The organism is Streptomyces sp. NPDC059010 (genome assembly GCF_042740355.1).
In the GTDB taxonomy this organism is placed as follows: Bacteria; Actinomycetota; Actinomycetes; order Streptomycetales; family Streptomycetaceae; genus Streptomyces.
The window spans coordinates 70186-86164 of record NZ_JBHYJA010000033.1; the positions used below are offsets into that span (position 1 = coordinate 70186).

Sequence of the window (15979 nt, forward strand, 5' to 3'; positions counted from 1 at the left end):
TGACGCCGCCGCGTCGTGCCTGGTGCGCGCCGGTGGCGGGTGCGGTGGTGCGTTGGCGTGTGCGGGGGTGGTACGCCGGTGTCGCGTGCGCCCTCCTGGATCGGCGCCGTCCTGGATCAGCCCGAGGTCAGCCCCCAGACCACGGCGAGCGCCGCCGACGGGGCGAGCGAGCCCACGCCCCAGCGGATGGCCCGGTACTTGGCGGACAGGATCGAGCTGACGTCCACGGCCTGCACGAGCAGCCACTTCGCCGGATCGCGCCCGGCCTCCACGACCCGGGCGGACAGCCCCGCGAGATCGTGGGACGCCACCAGATCACCGAAGTACGTCACCCCGTCCCCGCCGCGGACCGTGCCGGTGCGCGGCATCAGCGCCGCGACCAGCGCGGCCACCGCGACGGCCCACAGCACCCCGGACAGGACGAGCGTCATGTCCGCGAGCCCGTCCCAGGCGGGGGTGCCGCGCCACCCGGCGAGGAACGCGGGCAGCGCCAGCGTCCCCGAGAGCAGCACGGCCGCCTTGGAGTCGGCCCGGCCGAGGTCCTCCCGGACGGTGACCAGCAGCCGCTCGGCGATGCGCTCCCCCGCCCGGTCGCTGCAGTGCCGACCCCCGTGCGGCACAGGCATGACCGGGTCGGGGGAGTTGCGTGCCGCGCCGTCGGCGCTCATCGGTCCTCTTCCGCCCAGGACCAGCCGTCGTCCGCGGCACGTCTGCGACGCCGTGGCCGCTCCCACTCGCGCTCGTCGTACGGGTGGTAGGGCTCCGGCCGGTAGGTCCGAGGCTGGTCGCCGGGGCGCGGCTCATCCTCGGGGTCGTGGTCCGGGACCGGTCCCGCCGGGCCGAGCTCCGGCCGACGGGGCCGACGGCGCCCTTCGTCGCGGGGTGCGCCGTAGTCGTCGTAGTCGCCGTAGCCCGTGTCGTCGGCGTCGTCGGCGTAATAGGGCTCCGCCCGTTGGGCCGGACGCCGGTCGCGGGAGCGGCGTTCGTCGTGGTCGGGGCCGTGGTCGGGACCGTAGTCGGGCCCGTAGTCCCGGTCCGGTGCCGGGGAGTAGGGCTCCGGGCGGTAGGTCCGCTGCCGGGCCGGGGTGCGCGGTTCGTCGTAATCGGCGTCGTCGCGCGGGGAGTAGGGCTCGGGCCGTTGCGGCCGGCGCCGGACGGGGCCGCGCCGGTCGTCGTCGCGGTCGGAGCGGTCGTCGTGGTCGGAGCGGTCGTCGTGGTCACGGTCGTCATGGGCGGCGCGGTCGTCCGCCGGGTACGGCTCCGGGCGGGGGCCGCGGCGCCGGGGGCGAGGGGCCGGGTCGTCGTAGTCGGGGTCGTCTCCCGGGTACGGCTCTCCCCGGTCGGGGCCCCGTCGGGCGGTTCCCCGGCGGTCGGGCTCACCCCGGCGGTCGGGCTCGCCCCGGGAGGGGTCGGGCCTGCGGGGCCGGCGCCTGGGCGGTTCGTCCGAGGCCCAGTCCGGGTTGAACGGCCGGTCGCCGGACGCCTCCAGCTCCCGGGGCCGGCGCGCGGGCACCGTGCCGATGGGCCCCACCATGGGCCGCCCCATGCCCTGGTTGAGGAGGTTGAGGACCTGGGTCTCCACATCGACCGTGGCGAGTTCGCCGCGCGCGGCCATGGCGAACAGCCGGGCGACCCGGTCCTTCTCGTCCTGCCTGCCCTCCTGGCGGATCTTCTCCAGGAAGTCCTTGGCCCCCTCGGGGTCGGCCGCCAGCATGAAGCTGAGCTGCTCCAGCTCCCCGCCCTGCAGCATGCGCCGGTACGAGTCCTGCCGCAGCCGGATCACCTTGGCCTGGGCGTGCGCGTCCCGCTCCTCGTCGGCGTGTTCGATGGTCCGGTCGTCGACGCGCAGCCGGACGTACAGCCGTACCCGCAGCCCGAGTTCGGAGCCCAGGTCGGCCCAGCGCCCCCCGGCGCACTCGCGGGTGATGGCACGGTTCGCCTGCTCGGCCTCGGTCACCCGGTAGGTGGTGGTGACCTCACGCAGCCGTTCGAGGACCGGGGAGGTGAGCCGGCCCGCGACGTCGGTGACGACTTCCAGGGCGGCCAGGTGGGGGTCGGTCACCGCCCACTCGATGTCCACCTCGGCCTTGAAGAAGGTCGTGCCCCCGGCGGCCGGCAACTCCATCTGGAGCGGGGCCACATAGGTGCCGAGCGCGATCTCGCAGATGCTGCGGGTCCTGGCCAGCACCGGTTTGTCGACGTGCTGGACCCCGGAGGCCCGCTTCACCGTGTAGCCGCCGTTCCGGTAGAACTGCACCAGCGCCGACTTGGGGCTCACCCGCGGAAAGCCGTCCGCCACCGTGTTGAAGTCCCGCAGGAACGGACCCGCGGGCGCCGTCGACTCGGTGCTCTCCGCCTCGCCCGCGCCGGCCGCCTCGTCCTCGTTCTCAGCCATAGCTCTCCTCCTCGCGCGCCCTGTCCCGACGCGTCCTGTCCTGGCGCGGCCTTGCCTGGTGCGTCCTGTCCCGCTGCGGTGCGCTCCGGCGCGGCCTCTGATCCGGCTCGACGGCGAGCCACCACAGCTCGCGCGCCGCGGGCTCGGGGAGCGGCTTCTCGGGGTCGTTCATCATGCGGCGCAGCAGCCAGTCCAGCCGCCGCCGGTCGTGCTCCTCCGTCGCCAGCGCGGGCAGCAGCGCGGCCAGCCCCGGCCGGGTCCCCTCGCCGCCGTCCTTGCGCACGGCGGAGCGCAGCAGCTCCTCCAGCGCGTCCATCGCGACGTCCTTCGACCGCGCCGTGTTCAGCGCCGTCCACATCAGGTCGGCCATGGCGTCGACGAGTTCGGGCCGGATGGCGGCGAGGGCGAGCGCCACCGGCCAGTCGCCGCGGTCGTCCCACGGGGAGCCGGCGTCGTCCAGCAGCGAGTCGGGGTCCATCAGCAGCTCGTCCACCGGCGTCCGGGCGAGCCGCACGGTCGCCGCGAGCCCCAGGTCCTGGTACGGCTCCCGCTTGTGGTGCGTCCACTCGGCCATCCGCTCCAGCACCTCGGCGGCGTCCGGCAGCACCAGCAGTCGTACGACGTTGAGGGAGGCGACCTGGACCAGTTCCCCCTCGTCACGGACCCCGATCCGGGCCAGTGCGTCCAGGGTGTCGTCCGTCGAGGACGCGGCGTTGCCGTAGCCCAGCGCCCACGCGGCGGCCCAGCGCTGGGTGGGGGTGCCCTTCTTGCTCCAGTCGCCGATCAGCTTGTGCACGGCCTTGCGGTGCGAGTCATGGCCGGCCGCCTGGTCCAGCGTGGTGGCGGCGAAGATCAGCCGGCGGTTGGTGGTCGCCTCGGCGAGCGGCCGTACCAGCTCGGTGTAACCGTGGTCGAAGTCCCGTACGCACAGCTCCCCGGCGGCGACCGCGGCACGCATCCACACCTGGGGACGCGGGTCGTCCGCCAGCAGCCGCAGCCAGCGCACCATCGGCGCCCGCACCGGGAAGTGCCGGTCCCACAGCTCGGTCAGCACCGCGGACGGCAGGGCGGAACCCCGGTACCAGACCAGCCGGGCCGGCACGTCGTGCCCGTCCACCTCGACCTTGCCGTCGGTGAGTACGGCCCGCGAGAGCGCCACGTCGGCGTCCGGGTCGTCGCAGAACAGCGGGCGGGCCGGGGTGCTGTCGGGGTCGGACTGCACCGACAGTTCCCAGGTCAGCAGATGGGCGGCGGCGGCCACCGCGCTGTGCGAGGCGCCGCCCAGCACGGCCAGCGCGATCCGGAACGCCACCGGGTGGAACAGGGTCGCCGTGCCCGAGCGCGCCCGGGCCCGGTCCGGCCGCTCCGGGTCGGCCGGCGGCGCGGTCAGCGCCCGGTCCACTCCGGCGAACCACTCCTGGGCCTGCTCGGCGGCGATGCTACGGCAGCCGGAGAGCAGATCGTCGTAGGAGATGTCGTCCAGCACATGCCCGGCCAGCAGCGAGGCCAGCAACTCGGCCTCGGCGGGCCGCAGATCCTTCAGCCCGACCGCGTCCTCGACCTCCCCGCGGCTCGCGAGGTCCTCCGCGCGGGCCAGCAGCTCGTCCAGGGGCGTGTCGTCCTCGTGGGCCTCGGCGGTACGTTCCTCCAGCCGCTCGCGCAGCCGGGTGGCGAGCAGTTCGTCGGTGGGCGCGGGCGGGCAGAGCATGCCGTACCGCCCGGCGAGCAGCGGGTTCGCCGCCGAGCCGACGGTGACGACGATCACCGCGAAGGCCTCGCGGCGGGCCAGGGCCGCGGCGAACTCGTCGAGGTCCATCTCGTCCGGGGGCCGGGCGTCGGGCCGGTCGAGGGACAGCTCCAGCAGATGACCGGTGCCGCGCCAGGCCTGACCGCCCTCGCCGTCGAGCGTCTCCGCCAACTGCCGTACCCCGCCGACCCCGCCGTCCGAGTCGACCCGGCGAACCCTCGTAACGGGCTCCGCTTCGGCGCCGTCCGCCTCGGCGGTGGTGACCTCGTCCAGCAGCGACAGCGCCGTACTCGTCCGTCCCGTGCCGGGCGCGGCGCCGAGCACCAGCAGGCGCCGGGCGCGCAGCGCGTTGCGCAGCCGTACGTACCCCTCGGGCGGCACATGCGCCCGGCGCAGCCTGCGCAGCTCCTCCTCCGGGACGGGCCCGCTGCGCATGCCCGCGCCGGGGCGGCGGGCGCCCAGCAGCAGGTTGATGTTGTCGCCGATGTGGGCGCGGTTGAAGTAGGAGCGGTCGAAGCGGGTGAGGTCCCCGCCGACGTCGAACAGCAGCCGGGTGGCCCGGCGGGTGCGCGCGGCGGCGGCGAGATCGGTGGGCCCGTCCTCGCCCTCGTCCTCGGCGAGGGGATCGCGGGTGTACGCCTTGAACCGCCCGGCGGCGCGCTCGCGTTCCCGTTCCCGTTCCTTCTCCGCCTCCTCGTCCTCGGCGGACTTCTCGTCGTCGGAGCCGTCCTCGTCGTCCCTGTCCCTGTCCCGGTTCCGGTCGTCCTCGTCCCGGTCGTCCCGGTCCTGCTTCCTGCCGTCCCCGGCCTTCCGGTCGCTCTTCCTGTCGGCGCGCCGGTCGCCCTTCCGGTCGGCCTTCCTGTCGTCCCCGGACTTCTTGCCGTCGTCGGACGACCGTCCCCCGCTCGGCTCCTCGGGGGCGTCGTCGCTCGCGCCGCCCGCCTGCTCGTCGTCGCTCACCCGGCTCAGCCCCTCCCCTTCTCGGCGTCGCGGCCGGACTTCCGGCCGATGTGCACGTCTCCCTGGTACTCGTTGTGGTGGTTATGGGACATGTCGCCGATGACGTTGTAATGAATCCCGCTCTGACCTGGCCGATGACCGGACATGCCGTCCCCGACGACCTCGAACTCGTCGTTGTCGTCCAGCTCGTCGTCGAGGCCGTCGTAGCCGTATATGTCGTCGTCGACGGGAGGCGGCGGACCGGCGGCGGACGACGACTCCGATGCCGCCGCGGCCTCGGGGATCGCCGGAGCGGGCCGCCCGGGCAGCCGGAACCAGGCGGTGACCGGGCCCTCCTTGAGCTCCAGCCGCGCCGGCGCGTAGTGCGCGGGCTCGATGAACTTGCCGCCGCCGTTGACCACGTCCTCGTACAGCGACTGGGAGGTCACCAGCACCAGGTCGGCCTTCTCGGCGTCGAGGAGCCGCCGGGCGACGGGGGAGTCGGCCAGCCGGCACGCGAGGTCGACGGCGCGTCCGCTGATGCCCCGGTCGTCGTGCCGGACCGGGCCCACGTGCATGCCGATGCGCAGTCCGAGCGGGACGGCCAGATCACGGTTCTCGTCCCGCAGCTTCTCGTGCACCTCGACCATCCACAGGCCGAGCAGCCGGCTCACCGCGATCCGTCCCGCGACCGCCAGCAGCACGCCGTCGCCGCGGTCCTCCATGTGGACGGCGTCCCGCGCCACCTTGGCGTGTGTGAAGGCCGTCTCCAGCACCCGGTAGATCCGGGCGCGCATACGCGGCTTGTCGACGTCGTCGTACGCGCCGGAACGTCTGGCGTCGACGCTGATCACCAACTCGTAGTGCGCTTCGGTGAGTTCCAGAGCGTCGTGGTTCACCCGTGCCCCCTGCGTGTTCTGTCGTGCGGAAGAGGTGGTTCGTGCTGCGGACGTGGTGGTTCGCGGTGTTCATGGTTGTTCGTGGTGGTTCGTGGTGCGGAAACGGTGCTGCGTGGTGCCGGAGTAGTGGTGCGTGGTGCCGAGGAATGGGGCGGTGCTGTCGCGGAGGTGGGCCGGCCAGGGCGGTGGTGTGCGGTGGCGGCGGTCCGCGGGAGGTGGTCCGTCCCCTCAGGGTCGGGCTCCGGACGAGAGGCGTCTGTAGCCGTTTACACACGGCGGGGCTTGGGTTTGCTCCTGGGGCTACTGGCTACTCCTCATGACCGTCCCCGAGAAGGGCGAGCAGCGCGGGGTCGAGGATCTCCACCATCCGGTTGCCGGTGCGCACGATGTTCTGGGCGCGCAGCAGCCGCAGTGCCTTGGCCACGGCTTCGCGGGTGGCCCCGATCGTGGCGGCCAGCTCGTCCTGGGCCAGGTGGACGACGGGGCCGGAGGCGGCGGCGCGTGCGGCGGGGTGGCCGTGGGCGGGGTGGCCCGAGGAGGCGGGGCCCGGGGCGGCGGGGCCGCTAGAAGGGCCGGCCGCTGAGGGGGCGTAGGGGCCGGAGGGATCGATTCCCGACAGCTCGATGAGCCGGCCGGCCAGCCGCTGGAGCACGGTGAGCGAGGCGAGCGCGGACCGCTCCTGGTCGGCGCTGCGGAGCCGGGAGGTGAGCTGGCGTATCACCAGTCCGCTGACCCGGGGGTGCAGGGCGAGGAAGCGACGGAACGCGTCCCCGGATATCACCTGGGCCTCTATCGGACCCAGCGCGCGCACGGTGGCGCTGCGCGGATGCGGATCCAGCGCGGCCATCTCACCGAGCAGTTCACCCGGGCCGCGCAGGCCGAGTATCAGCCGGGTGGCCCCACGATCCGTCGCCACGGACACGGTCACCCACCCCCGGATTATGATCACGACGTGACTGGACCGGTCACCCTCCGTGAGGAGATGGGCATCGGCCGGGTAGCTCTTCCGGTTGCCGAGGGCCATCACGCTCTCGTGCTCCTGGGGAGTCAGCGTGTGCGCGAAAGCCAGCTCATTTCCGAGCAGCCCCATGGCCGGCCCCCCGCCGCAGTCCGGACGCCTGGATTTTCGATGGGTGTTGATGGTGGCAGGGAGAAGATTCGGGCCGAGCGGATTGCGCCATACCAGGGGTACTGGCCGGTAGTTGCGGAATGCCAGGTTGGTCGCCCTGTCGTCGCGTATGCCGGTGGCACCTCGCCCATCGGCTCCCACCACTGGCTCCGTGCGCCGTACGCGCGCTCGAAGCGACGACTGTGAGGTCAGACACAGAGCTCGAACAGAAGGTCGTATCGCCGACGGGATTCGGTCAGCCGATGGGGAGTTGGCGGAAACTCGGGTTTGAGCTGTGGCGGTGGTGATGGAGAGGTGGTGGCGGGGTGAGGGGACGGTGAGCCGGGCGGTGGCCGGGGGGTGAGGCGAACGGGAGACGTTCAGGGCTGCCCTCCGTGATCGCGATCGAGGGAGGGCAGCGCCTGCCCCCTGTGACAGCGTCAGCTTTCCGAGGAGGACCCGAGGGAATGTTGAGGAAACCTGTACGCGCAGGTCGTGCGCCATGGACCATGCCCCTCTGAAGGCACGGGCGGGCAGGGCACGGGCTGTTGCGGAAGGGCGGGCCGGTGGAGTTCCGGTTGCTGGGGCCGGTGCAGGCATGGGCGGACGACGAGGAGATCGACCTCGGCCGGCCCCGCCAGAGGTGTGTGCTGGCCGTCCTCCTCATGGAGGCCAACCGTGTCGTACCGATCGAGACCCTCATCGACCGGGTGTGGGGCGACGACCCGCCGGCCTCGGTGCGCAACGTGATCTACGGCTATGTGGGCCGCCTGAAGACCGCACTGCGGCAGGCGGACACGGCGGCGGCGACAGGTGTACGACTGGACCGCACCCAGGGCGGCTACACGCTGCGGACCCCCACCGAGCGAGTGGATCTCCACCGCTTCCGTGAGCTGGTCGGGCGGGCCCGCGCACAGGAGGCCGCCGACGACGACCGTACGGCCGAACTCCTGCTGGACGCCCTGGAGTTGTGGCACGGCGACCCTCTGACGGGCTTGACGGGAGCCTGGGCGCAGACGACCCGCGACCGGCTGGAGAGCGAGCGCGTGGTCACCCTGCTCCAGCTGCACGAGGTGCAGTTGCGCAGGGGCCGGCACGCGGAGATCCTCCCCCGGCTGCGCGAACTCGCCGCCGCCCACCCCCTCGACGAACGAATGGCCGGGCAACTGCTGACCGCCCTGTACCGCTGCGGCTTACAGGCCGAGGCCCTCCTCCACTACGACGGCATCCGCAAGCGCCTCGCCGAGGACCTGGGCGTGGACCCGGCCCCCGACCTGCAGACCCTCTACCACCTCATCCTCGACAACGACCCGGCGGCGGCCGCCCCGGCACCCGCGAACCGGCGTGTGAGTCCGGACGCCGACAGCACACCCCCGGTCCCGGCCGAACTGCCCCACGACACCCCCGGTTTCGCGGGCCGCACGGATGAACTGGCCCGCCTGCACGGACTGTTGCCGCCCGAGCAGGGGCGGGGGCAGGGAGAGGCGCGGCAGGGAGAGGCGCGGCCCGCCCCGCCGAGCACGGTCGTCATCTCCGCGATAGGCGGCGCCGCCGGCATCGGCAAGACCGCGCTGGCGGTGCACTGGGCCCACCGGGTACGCGCCCGCTTCCCCGACGGCCAGCTGTACGTCAACCTGCACGGCTTCGACCACGACCGCCCCCCGCTGGGACCCGGCGAAGCCCTGGAGCTGCTGCTGCGCAGCCTGGGCCTGCCGGCGTCGGAGATCCCGCTGAACGCCGAGGCCCAGGGCCGCCTGTACCGCACCCTGCTGGCCGACCGGCGCCTGCTCGTCCTGCTGGACAACGCGGCGTCGGCGGAGCAGGTACGCCCGCTGCTGCCGGGCAGCCCGTCCTGCTGTGTCGTCGTCACCAGCCGCAACCGCCTCGGCGACCTGGTGGCCCGCGACGGGGCACACGCCCTGCCCCTGGACCTCCTCCTCCCGGCCGAGGCCCGCGCCCTGCTGAGCGAGGCACTCGGCGCGGACCGCCTCTCCGCGGAACCCCCGGCGGTGGCCGACGACCTGATCCGGCTGTGCGGCAGCCTCCCGCTGGCCCTGCGCCTCGCCGCCGCCCGACTGGCGGGCGACCCGGGCCTGCGCCTGTCCGACCTGGTCGCCGAGATGACGGAGGGCGACCGCCTGGCGGCCCTGGCACCGGACGACACCGACGGCGCTCCGTTGCGTACGGCGTTCTCGGCGTCGTACGGCGTTCTGTCCCCGGCGGCCCGGCGACTGTTCCGGCTGCTGGGGCTGTTCCCCGGCCTGGAGTTCACCGTCGAGGCGGCGGCGGCCCTCGCGGACGTGCCGTTGCAGCAGGCCCGTCGGCTGATCGGTGCCTTGGCCGCGGCCCATCTGATCGAACCGGCGACGGCGGGCCGGTACCGGTTCCACGATCTCCTCCGTGAGTACGCGCAGGAACGCGCGCGGGCCGAGGACACGGCAGCGGACCGGGACGCCGCACAGGAACGACTCATGCTCTGGTACCTGCACGCCGCTCGCACCACCGCGGGGACCGGGCTCTTCCCCAAGCTGCCGGGCCCGCTCGACCGCGGTGACCGGCGAGGCATGCCGTCCGCCGCCACGGCCGCCCAGTGGCTGCGTGCGGAGCAGACGAACCTGCTCGCCGTCATCCACCACGCGGCCCGCCACGGTCCCCGTCCCGTCGCCTGGTACCTGCTGTCGGGGCTGTTCGGCTACTTCTGGCTGCACCTGCCGCGAGCCACGTGGCAGGCCACCGCGCAGACGGTGCTGGACGCGGCCGAGGCCGAGGACGACCGGTTCGGCCAGGCGGCCATGCACCACCACCTCGGAGTGGTCCGGTGGGACAGGGGGCATATGAGGCAGTCCATGCATCATCACGCACGCGCCCAGGAGATCAGCCGGGAGCTCGGCTGGGCGGCAGGCCACTTGGCGGGGCTCGGTGGCGCGGGCGGCGCGGAATGGAGCATGGGACGCCTCGACAGCGCGTACGAGCACGCCACCGACGGCCTCCGGATCAACCGTGAGGCCGGGATCGACTACGCCGAAACGTTCGGGTTGATCATCCTGGGCATGACCTGCCGGGATCTGGGCCGTCTGCACGAGGCCGCCGGCCACCTCGAACTGGCCATCCGCCGCAACGAAGGGGCCGGATGGTTCGACGACAGCCTGGCGCTGCAGATTCTGGGCTCCGTGTACTGGGAGCTCGGCCGTCTGGCGGACGGCCTCGACATCCTCGGTCCGCAGGCGGCGGCCGACGAGCGAAGCGGATACCGCAACGGCCGCGCCATGATGCTGGACGCGGTGGCGAAGATCCATGTCGACCTCGGCCGGTACGACGAGGCGCTGATCCAGGCCGAACGTGCCCTGGACATGGTCAGATCCTCGGGACGACCCTGGATTCAGGCGACCCTCCTCAACACGGTCGCCGCCGCCCACCGAGCGAGCGCGCACGCCGACCGGTCCCTCCGGACGCACGGTCAGGCCCTCGCCCTGGCCCGCGAGGTGAGACACCGACGCACCGAGGCGGACAGCCTGCTGGGCCTCTCCCTGACGTACCAGCACCTGGGCCGCCACGACGAGGCCCGCGGCCATGCCGAGGAGGCGCTCGGCCTGGCGCGCGATCACTCGTTCGGGGTGGTGGAGGGGCAGGCGCTGACCGTCCTGTGCGCGGCGGCGGATTCGGAGGGGGCCCACGCCAAGGCCGTGGAACTGGGCCGGCAGGCCCTGTCCAGCCACCGCCACACCGGTCACCGCCTCGGCGAGGCCCGCACCCTGCTGACCCTCGGCCGCGCCCTCCGGAACAACGGCCAGGACCCGGCGGCAGCGGCCCTCATGAGGCAACAGGCACAGGCCGTCTTCGCGGAGGTCGGCGTGCCCCCGGAGCAGTGACCGCCCAGCTCGGCGGCCATCCGGCTCAGTGACCGTAGGGCGGCTCGAAGCAGCCGGTCTCCGGGTAGGGCCCGTTGGCCGCGACGCCGTAGTTGGACTTCTGCACGAACGCCGTGACACAGGCGTCCTGGTGCACACGCAGGCCGACCATCGCACCCTCGGGCGTGACGTACTTGCCGTCCTGGTAGCGCGAGAACATCTCCTGCACGGTGAGCGTCCCCCCGAGCAGCTTGCCGCCCTTCGTGACGCGCTCCTCCTCGTACCCGAGCCGCAGCAGCGCCGCACGCACCGCCGAGGGGTCCCACTTCCCCTGCTCCCAGAGCCGCTTGAGCACCGGCCGGATGCGCTGGGCCTCCCGCTCGGCGTCCTTCGCATGCTCGGGAGACATCTCGCCGGACTGCCGGTAGGCGTTGTTCTCGTTGTAGTGCGGGGCACCGTCACCGGCTCCCGGCTCCACGTACGGGGAGGCCCCCGGCGCCGTGGGCGACGCACTGGCTGAAGCATTGGCCGAAGTGCTGGGCGACGTGCTGGCCGACGTGCTGGGCGACGTGCTGGGCGTGGCTCCGTCCCCGGCCCCACCCCCGGCCGCCGTGTCCACTGCGCGCTCCTGACCGCAGGCGGTGAGGGTCAGGGCGGCGGCCAGCACGAGACCGGCACCGGCAAGTGACCTGCGACGTGCGGAAGTTGAGGGGGCCATGGGGCGAGTCTGCCACCCGGCCCGACGGCGCGTATGGGTGGTTGCACGGACGAGATCTGAGTACGCGTACTCAGGACAAGACACGCCACGGGTCGGCCAACGGAATGCCCCAATTCCCTTTTGGTGAACGTTAAATATCTTGGGGATACGGTTGCCGTTGTTTTGCCTCCTTTCGCTTCTGCTCAATTCGGCCCGGGCGCACCGTAAAAGCATGAACGTTCTCCTGATCTCAGGGCTCGGGCCCGAGTACCCCAACCACTCACTCCTGGCCGGCTCCACCTTCGAGGCTCTGGCCGCCCCCGGCGGATTCCCGGACCGGGCCGGGGAGATCGCCGAACTCACCACCCTCCACGCCGAGGTGAACGGCGGCCGCCTGCCCCTGCTCCGGCCGCGCGGGGCGGCGAGCGGGATCCGCGCGGTCTCCTCGGTCCGGCTCCAGCACGTCGAGAAGGAAGACGAGACGGCGACCGCGCCGCACCTCACCACGTTCACCGTCCGCGCCATCCTGGAGGCCGCGGGCATCGACCACGACGTCCACCCGACCGAGGCCATCTGGAACGGCGCCGGGAGCGGCCCCCTCGCCGAGCCCTCCGGCCCCTACGACGTGGTCCTGCTGTCGACCACGTTCATCTGGGACCGGGCCACGATGGCCAGGGCGATCACCTGGGTCGAGGAGCGCTTCCCGACGGCGGTCCTCGTCCTCGGCGGCCAGTACAGCAACCTGAAGTTCCAGCAGATCCTGGACGCCCACCCGTTCGTCCGGTACGTCGTCCGGGGTGACGCCGAACCCGCCCTGCCGCCCCTGCTCGACGCCCTGCGCCGGGGCGAGCCGGTGGCCGGCATCCCCAACCTGGTCTGGCGCGACCAGGACACCGGCCGCATCCGTCTGACCGGCATCCACTACGCCGACCTGGAGGCGCTGCCCTCGCCCGCCCCCTCGGGAAGGTTCCCCGTCATCCCGTACGAGTCGATGCGCGGCTGCCCCTTCACCTGCAAGTACTGCTCGTTCCCCGCCGCCTCCCCGAAGTGGCGCTACAAGTCGGCGGAGAAGATCGCCGGCGACTTCGCCCGCTACCGCGACGAGCACGGCGCGCAGTACATCAAGGCCCTGGACTCCACGTTCACGGTGCCGCCCACCCGCCTGCGGACCCTGTTACCCCTGCTCGCGAAGGAGGGCGTCGCCTGGGAGGCGTACACCCGGGCCAACTCCCTCCGTGACCGGGCGGTCGTGGACGCGCTGGAGGAGGCCCATTGCCGTGCGCTGGCCATCGGCTTCGAGTCTATGAACGACACGACGCTGACGTACATGAACAAGAAGGTGAAGGCCCGAGCCAACCGCACCGCCTTCGAACTGCTCTCCCGCAGCCCCCTCCACTACTTCGTGTCCTTCATCGTCGGCTACCCCGGCGAGAGCCCGGAGCTCTTCGAGGACACGAAGGCCTTCCTGGTCGACGAGTACGCGGGTCCCTTCGCCCTCTACGTCTTCATGCTCAACGACGAGACGATGCCGGTCTGGCAGGACGCGGAACGCTTCGATCTGCGGGTCCACGACCCGGACGGCGACGCCGAGCACTGGTCGCACACGGGCATGGACAGCACCACGGCCCGCCGGCTCCAGCTGGAGACCCTGCGCGAGGTCCGCTGGAAGAACGACCGTGCCATCCAGCGCACATGGCAGCGCGACTACGAGCTGCCGCTGCTGCCCGACCGCTCCGTCACGGAGAACTCGGTCATCGAGAAGCTGGTGGACCGACTGGGCATGGCGAGCGCCGACTTCCCGAACCCGGCGACGGCGGCCACGAAACGAGCCGGCGTACTCAGGCAACTCACAGGCCATGGAGTCACGTCAGACATGGTGTGACAACATAACCGGTCGAACTCATTAACGATCAGCGAAAACTCTGCTACCTGGCGCAAAGAGCGACGGATCGACGACCTATACCCCCAACACCTACAAAACGGCCAAACAATTGATATCTAGTGCATCGCGGTTGATTTCGCGAATAAGATGCAGCACCGCCTCCAACGCGTGGCGTCAACCACGGACGATGCTGTGGGCCGCGGCGGCCGCGGTGACCCTCGGCTTCCTCATAGCCCTGGAGATCACCGCACGTCGCTACGGCGTGCCGGGGCCGATCACCAACCAGGCGAGCGAGGTGATGTTCCCGCCGAAGTCCGGCTTCCTGCTCTACGCCAGCATGGCGTTGATGATGGTGGTCCTCACCTGGCGCCAACGCGCGATAGCGGCCGCCACCGCGATAGGCATCGACGTCATCTTCCTGGTGCTGCGATGGGCACTCGACATCAAGGTGACCGAGCACCACCACCCGTTCGGAAACGGCGCGCTGTGGGTCGTACTCGGCTGTGCGGTCATAGCCGTCACCCGCCGCACCGGCGCAGAACGCGTCCTGCTGCTGAAGGGCGTAGGACTGGCCCTCCTCCTGGTCGCCGGCCGCAAGACGGGCGACGCCTGGCTGCTGATCACGGCGAAGACCCGCCCCCTGGTGCTGGACCAGTACGTGGCGACGGCCGACCACGCCCTGGGCAACCCGTCGTGGCTGGTGGGCCGGCTCGTCAGGGCCAGCGGCCCGGTCGGCGCCCACATCCTCGACTACGTCTACGTCCAACTCGCCGTGTTCGCGGTCATCATCTCGCTCTACCAGCTGCGCAACGTCGCCACCGAGGGCCGCTTCCCGAGCCACCACCTGGTCCGCACCTTCCTGATGATCGGCCTCCTCGGCCCGGGCATCTACATGATCTTCCCGGTGGTCGGCCCGATCTTCGCCTTCGGCCCCGACGGCGACCACTGGGCGACGGCCGACATCTGGCCGGAGACGGCACCCCAGCTGCTGGCCCCGCAGCACATGCCGTTCAACGAGGTCACCCCGCGCAACTGCATGCCCAGCCTCCACACGGCCTGGGCCACCGCGATCTTCATCCACTCCCGCCAGGGCCCCCGCATCGTGCGCTTCGCAGGCACGTTCTGGCTGATCGCCACGCTGGGCGCGACGCTGGGCTTCGGCTACCACTACGGCGTGGACATCGTGGCCGGCGTGGTGTTCGTCGTGACGATCGAGGCGGCGCTGCGCACCCAGGCACACGGCTGGGACCGCACGGGAGTCCGGCTGGTCGCATACGGCGCGACGATCTTCACCGCGATGCTGCTGTCCTCCCGCTTCCTGCCGCTGGAGATGGCGAAGTACCCGTGGGTGTCCGGCCCTCTCCTCATCCTGGCGATGGCGTCAGTGATCGTCGCCTTCATGCGCACCACGAAGCAGTGGGAGCCGAAGGCGCTCGCGGTCCGCGAACAGCAACCGCAACCCGAGCTGGCCGTCTGAGCAGGGCCCCGACCGAAACCGGTCGGGGCCCTCTCTCGTGAGGTCTCTCTCACGCCCCCCTATTGGGTGATCAATAGCGCACCTGTCCGGTGAACCGACGCATCCATTTGGCTCGCCAGTTCGAGTCGCCTCGCTCGAACGAGGTACTCACGGTCAACCCTGCGATGCGTGATCAAGAACCTCAGACGAGCCGCCCTCGCGGCCGCCCTCCTGGTCGTGCCGCTCACGGCACCCACCCCGGCCAACGCCCACGGCCGCGCCGCCGCGTACACCCTCCCGCTGGCCGCCGCGGTCCAGTCCCTCCCGCTCGCCGCGGAGGCCCGGGCCGGCTACCAGCGCACGAGCTTCAAACACTGGAACGCGGGCCAGCGCCCCACCGACGGCTGCAACACCCGGGCCGAGGTGCTCCTCAACGAAGCGGTCGACCCCCCGCAGATCCTCCCCGGCTGCAAGCTCTCCGGAGGCCGCTGGTGGTCGTACTACGACGCCAGATGGGTAACCTCCGCCTCCGCCCTGGACGTCGACCACATGGTCCCGCTGGCCGAGGCCTGGGACTCCGGCGCCTCCCAGTGGACGTCAGCCCGACGCGAGTCCTACGCCAACGACCTCGACGCCGTGACCTCCCTGATCGCGGTCTCCGCGGGGTCGAACCGCAGCAAGGCCGACCAGGACCCCGCCGAGTGGCTCCCGACGGCGTCGGGCGTCATGTGCCGCTACATCTCGGAGTGGACGGCGACGAAACTCCGCTGGGGCCTCACGGCAGACGCCCCCGAACAGGAAACCCTCACCCAGCTCGCGGAGGCATGCGCCGGCACGACGGTGACGTACGAACCAGCGCCGTAGCACGCGGCAGCGAATGCGGCCCCGGACAACGTCGAAGGGGGGGCCCCCCCCCCCGGGGGGGGGCGGCGCAGCGGGGCCCGGGGGGCGGGGGGGGGGGGGTCCGCGTAGAATCACCGGGGGCTGTAAAACAAGACACGCCCCCCG

General features: G+C 72.1%; 10 protein-coding genes. 4 read left to right on the plus strand and 6 right to left on the minus strand.

The features are described from left to right. Window positions 1-116 precede the first annotated feature (116 nt). From ACFWYS_RS30930 to ACFWYS_RS30950, 5 genes are all read right to left on the minus strand, one after another. Window positions 117-668 (minus strand): Pycsar system effector family protein, encoded by a 552-nt coding sequence (locus ACFWYS_RS30930; RefSeq protein WP_384775922.1) that lies wholly within the window; start codon window positions 666-668, stop codon window positions 117-119. Next, window positions 665-2395: a hypothetical protein gene (locus ACFWYS_RS30935; protein WP_384775924.1), complete on the minus strand. Its 1731-nt coding sequence runs from the start codon at window positions 2393-2395 to the stop codon at window positions 665-667. The genes ACFWYS_RS30930 and ACFWYS_RS30935 overlap by 4 nt, the downstream gene beginning before the upstream one ends. After that, window positions 2388-5102 (minus strand): hypothetical protein, encoded by a 2715-nt coding sequence (locus ACFWYS_RS30940; RefSeq protein ID WP_384775925.1) that lies wholly within the window; start codon window positions 5100-5102, stop codon window positions 2388-2390. The genes ACFWYS_RS30935 and ACFWYS_RS30940 overlap by 8 nt, the downstream gene beginning before the upstream one ends. 5 nt (window positions 5103-5107) lie before the next feature. Continuing rightward, the gene (locus ACFWYS_RS30945) at window positions 5108-5980 is read right to left on the minus strand and encodes a hypothetical protein (RefSeq protein WP_384775926.1); all 873 of its coding nucleotides are present in this window, start codon (window positions 5978-5980) and stop codon (window positions 5108-5110) included. 307 nt (window positions 5981-6287) lie between these two features. Then, window positions 6288-7070, minus strand: a complete 783-nt coding sequence (locus ACFWYS_RS30950) for a Crp/Fnr family transcriptional regulator (RefSeq protein WP_384775928.1) — start codon at window positions 7068-7070, stop codon at window positions 6288-6290. A 584-nt stretch (window positions 7071-7654) separates the two neighbouring features. Here ACFWYS_RS30950 and ACFWYS_RS30955 point away from each other — a divergent pair. Next, entirely contained in the window at window positions 7655-10957 is a 3303-nt protein-coding gene (locus ACFWYS_RS30955; protein ID WP_384775930.1) for a BTAD domain-containing putative transcriptional regulator, read from the plus strand. A 25-nt stretch (window positions 10958-10982) separates the two neighbouring features. Here ACFWYS_RS30955 and ACFWYS_RS30960 read toward each other — a convergent pair whose 3' ends face one another. Next, complete coding sequence (locus ACFWYS_RS30960; protein WP_384775932.1) at window positions 10983-11654, minus strand: hypothetical protein; 672 nt, start codon at window positions 11652-11654, stop codon at window positions 10983-10985. Between the two features lie 211 nt (window positions 11655-11865). On the opposite strand from ACFWYS_RS30960, the gene ACFWYS_RS30965 reads away from it, so the two are divergent. The 3 genes from ACFWYS_RS30965 (at window position 11866) to ACFWYS_RS30975 (ending at window position 15835) form a co-directional block, all read left to right on the plus strand. Then, window positions 11866-13515 carry a B12-binding domain-containing radical SAM protein gene (locus tag ACFWYS_RS30965; RefSeq protein WP_384775934.1) on the plus strand — a complete coding sequence of 550 codons (1650 nt, stop codon included), beginning with the start codon at window positions 11866-11868 and terminating at the stop codon, window positions 13513-13515. A 187-nt stretch (window positions 13516-13702) separates the two neighbouring features. After that, window positions 13703-14992: a phosphatase PAP2 family protein gene (locus tag ACFWYS_RS30970; RefSeq protein ID WP_384775936.1), complete on the plus strand. Its 1290-nt coding sequence runs from the start codon at window positions 13703-13705 to the stop codon at window positions 14990-14992. Between the two features lie 168 nt (window positions 14993-15160). Then, entirely contained in the window at window positions 15161-15835 is a 675-nt protein-coding gene (locus tag ACFWYS_RS30975; protein ID WP_384775938.1) for an HNH endonuclease family protein, read from the plus strand. The last annotated feature ends 144 nt before the right edge of the window (window positions 15836-15979 follow it).

Excerpts from the sequence above, each read along its gene's own strand:
- ACFWYS_RS30930 (WP_384775922.1), bottom strand. The coding sequence starts at position 668 with ATGAGCGCCGACGGCGCGGCACGCAACTCCCCCGACCCGGTCATGCCT.
- ACFWYS_RS30935 (WP_384775924.1), bottom strand. The coding sequence starts at position 2,395 with ATGGCTGAGAACGAGGACGAGGCGGCCGGCGCGGGCGAGGCGGAGAGC.
- ACFWYS_RS30950 (WP_384775928.1), bottom strand. The coding sequence starts at position 7,070 with ATGGGGCTGCTCGGAAATGAGCTGGCTTTCGCGCACACGCTGACTCCC.
- ACFWYS_RS30960 (WP_384775932.1), bottom strand. The coding sequence starts at position 11,654 with ATGGCCCCCTCAACTTCCGCACGTCGCAGGTCACTTGCCGGTGCCGGT.
- ACFWYS_RS30965 (WP_384775934.1), top strand. The coding sequence starts at position 11,866 with ATGAACGTTCTCCTGATCTCAGGGCTCGGGCCCGAGTACCCCAACCAC.
- ACFWYS_RS30970 (WP_384775936.1), top strand. The coding sequence starts at position 13,703 with ATGCTGTGGGCCGCGGCGGCCGCGGTGACCCTCGGCTTCCTCATAGCC.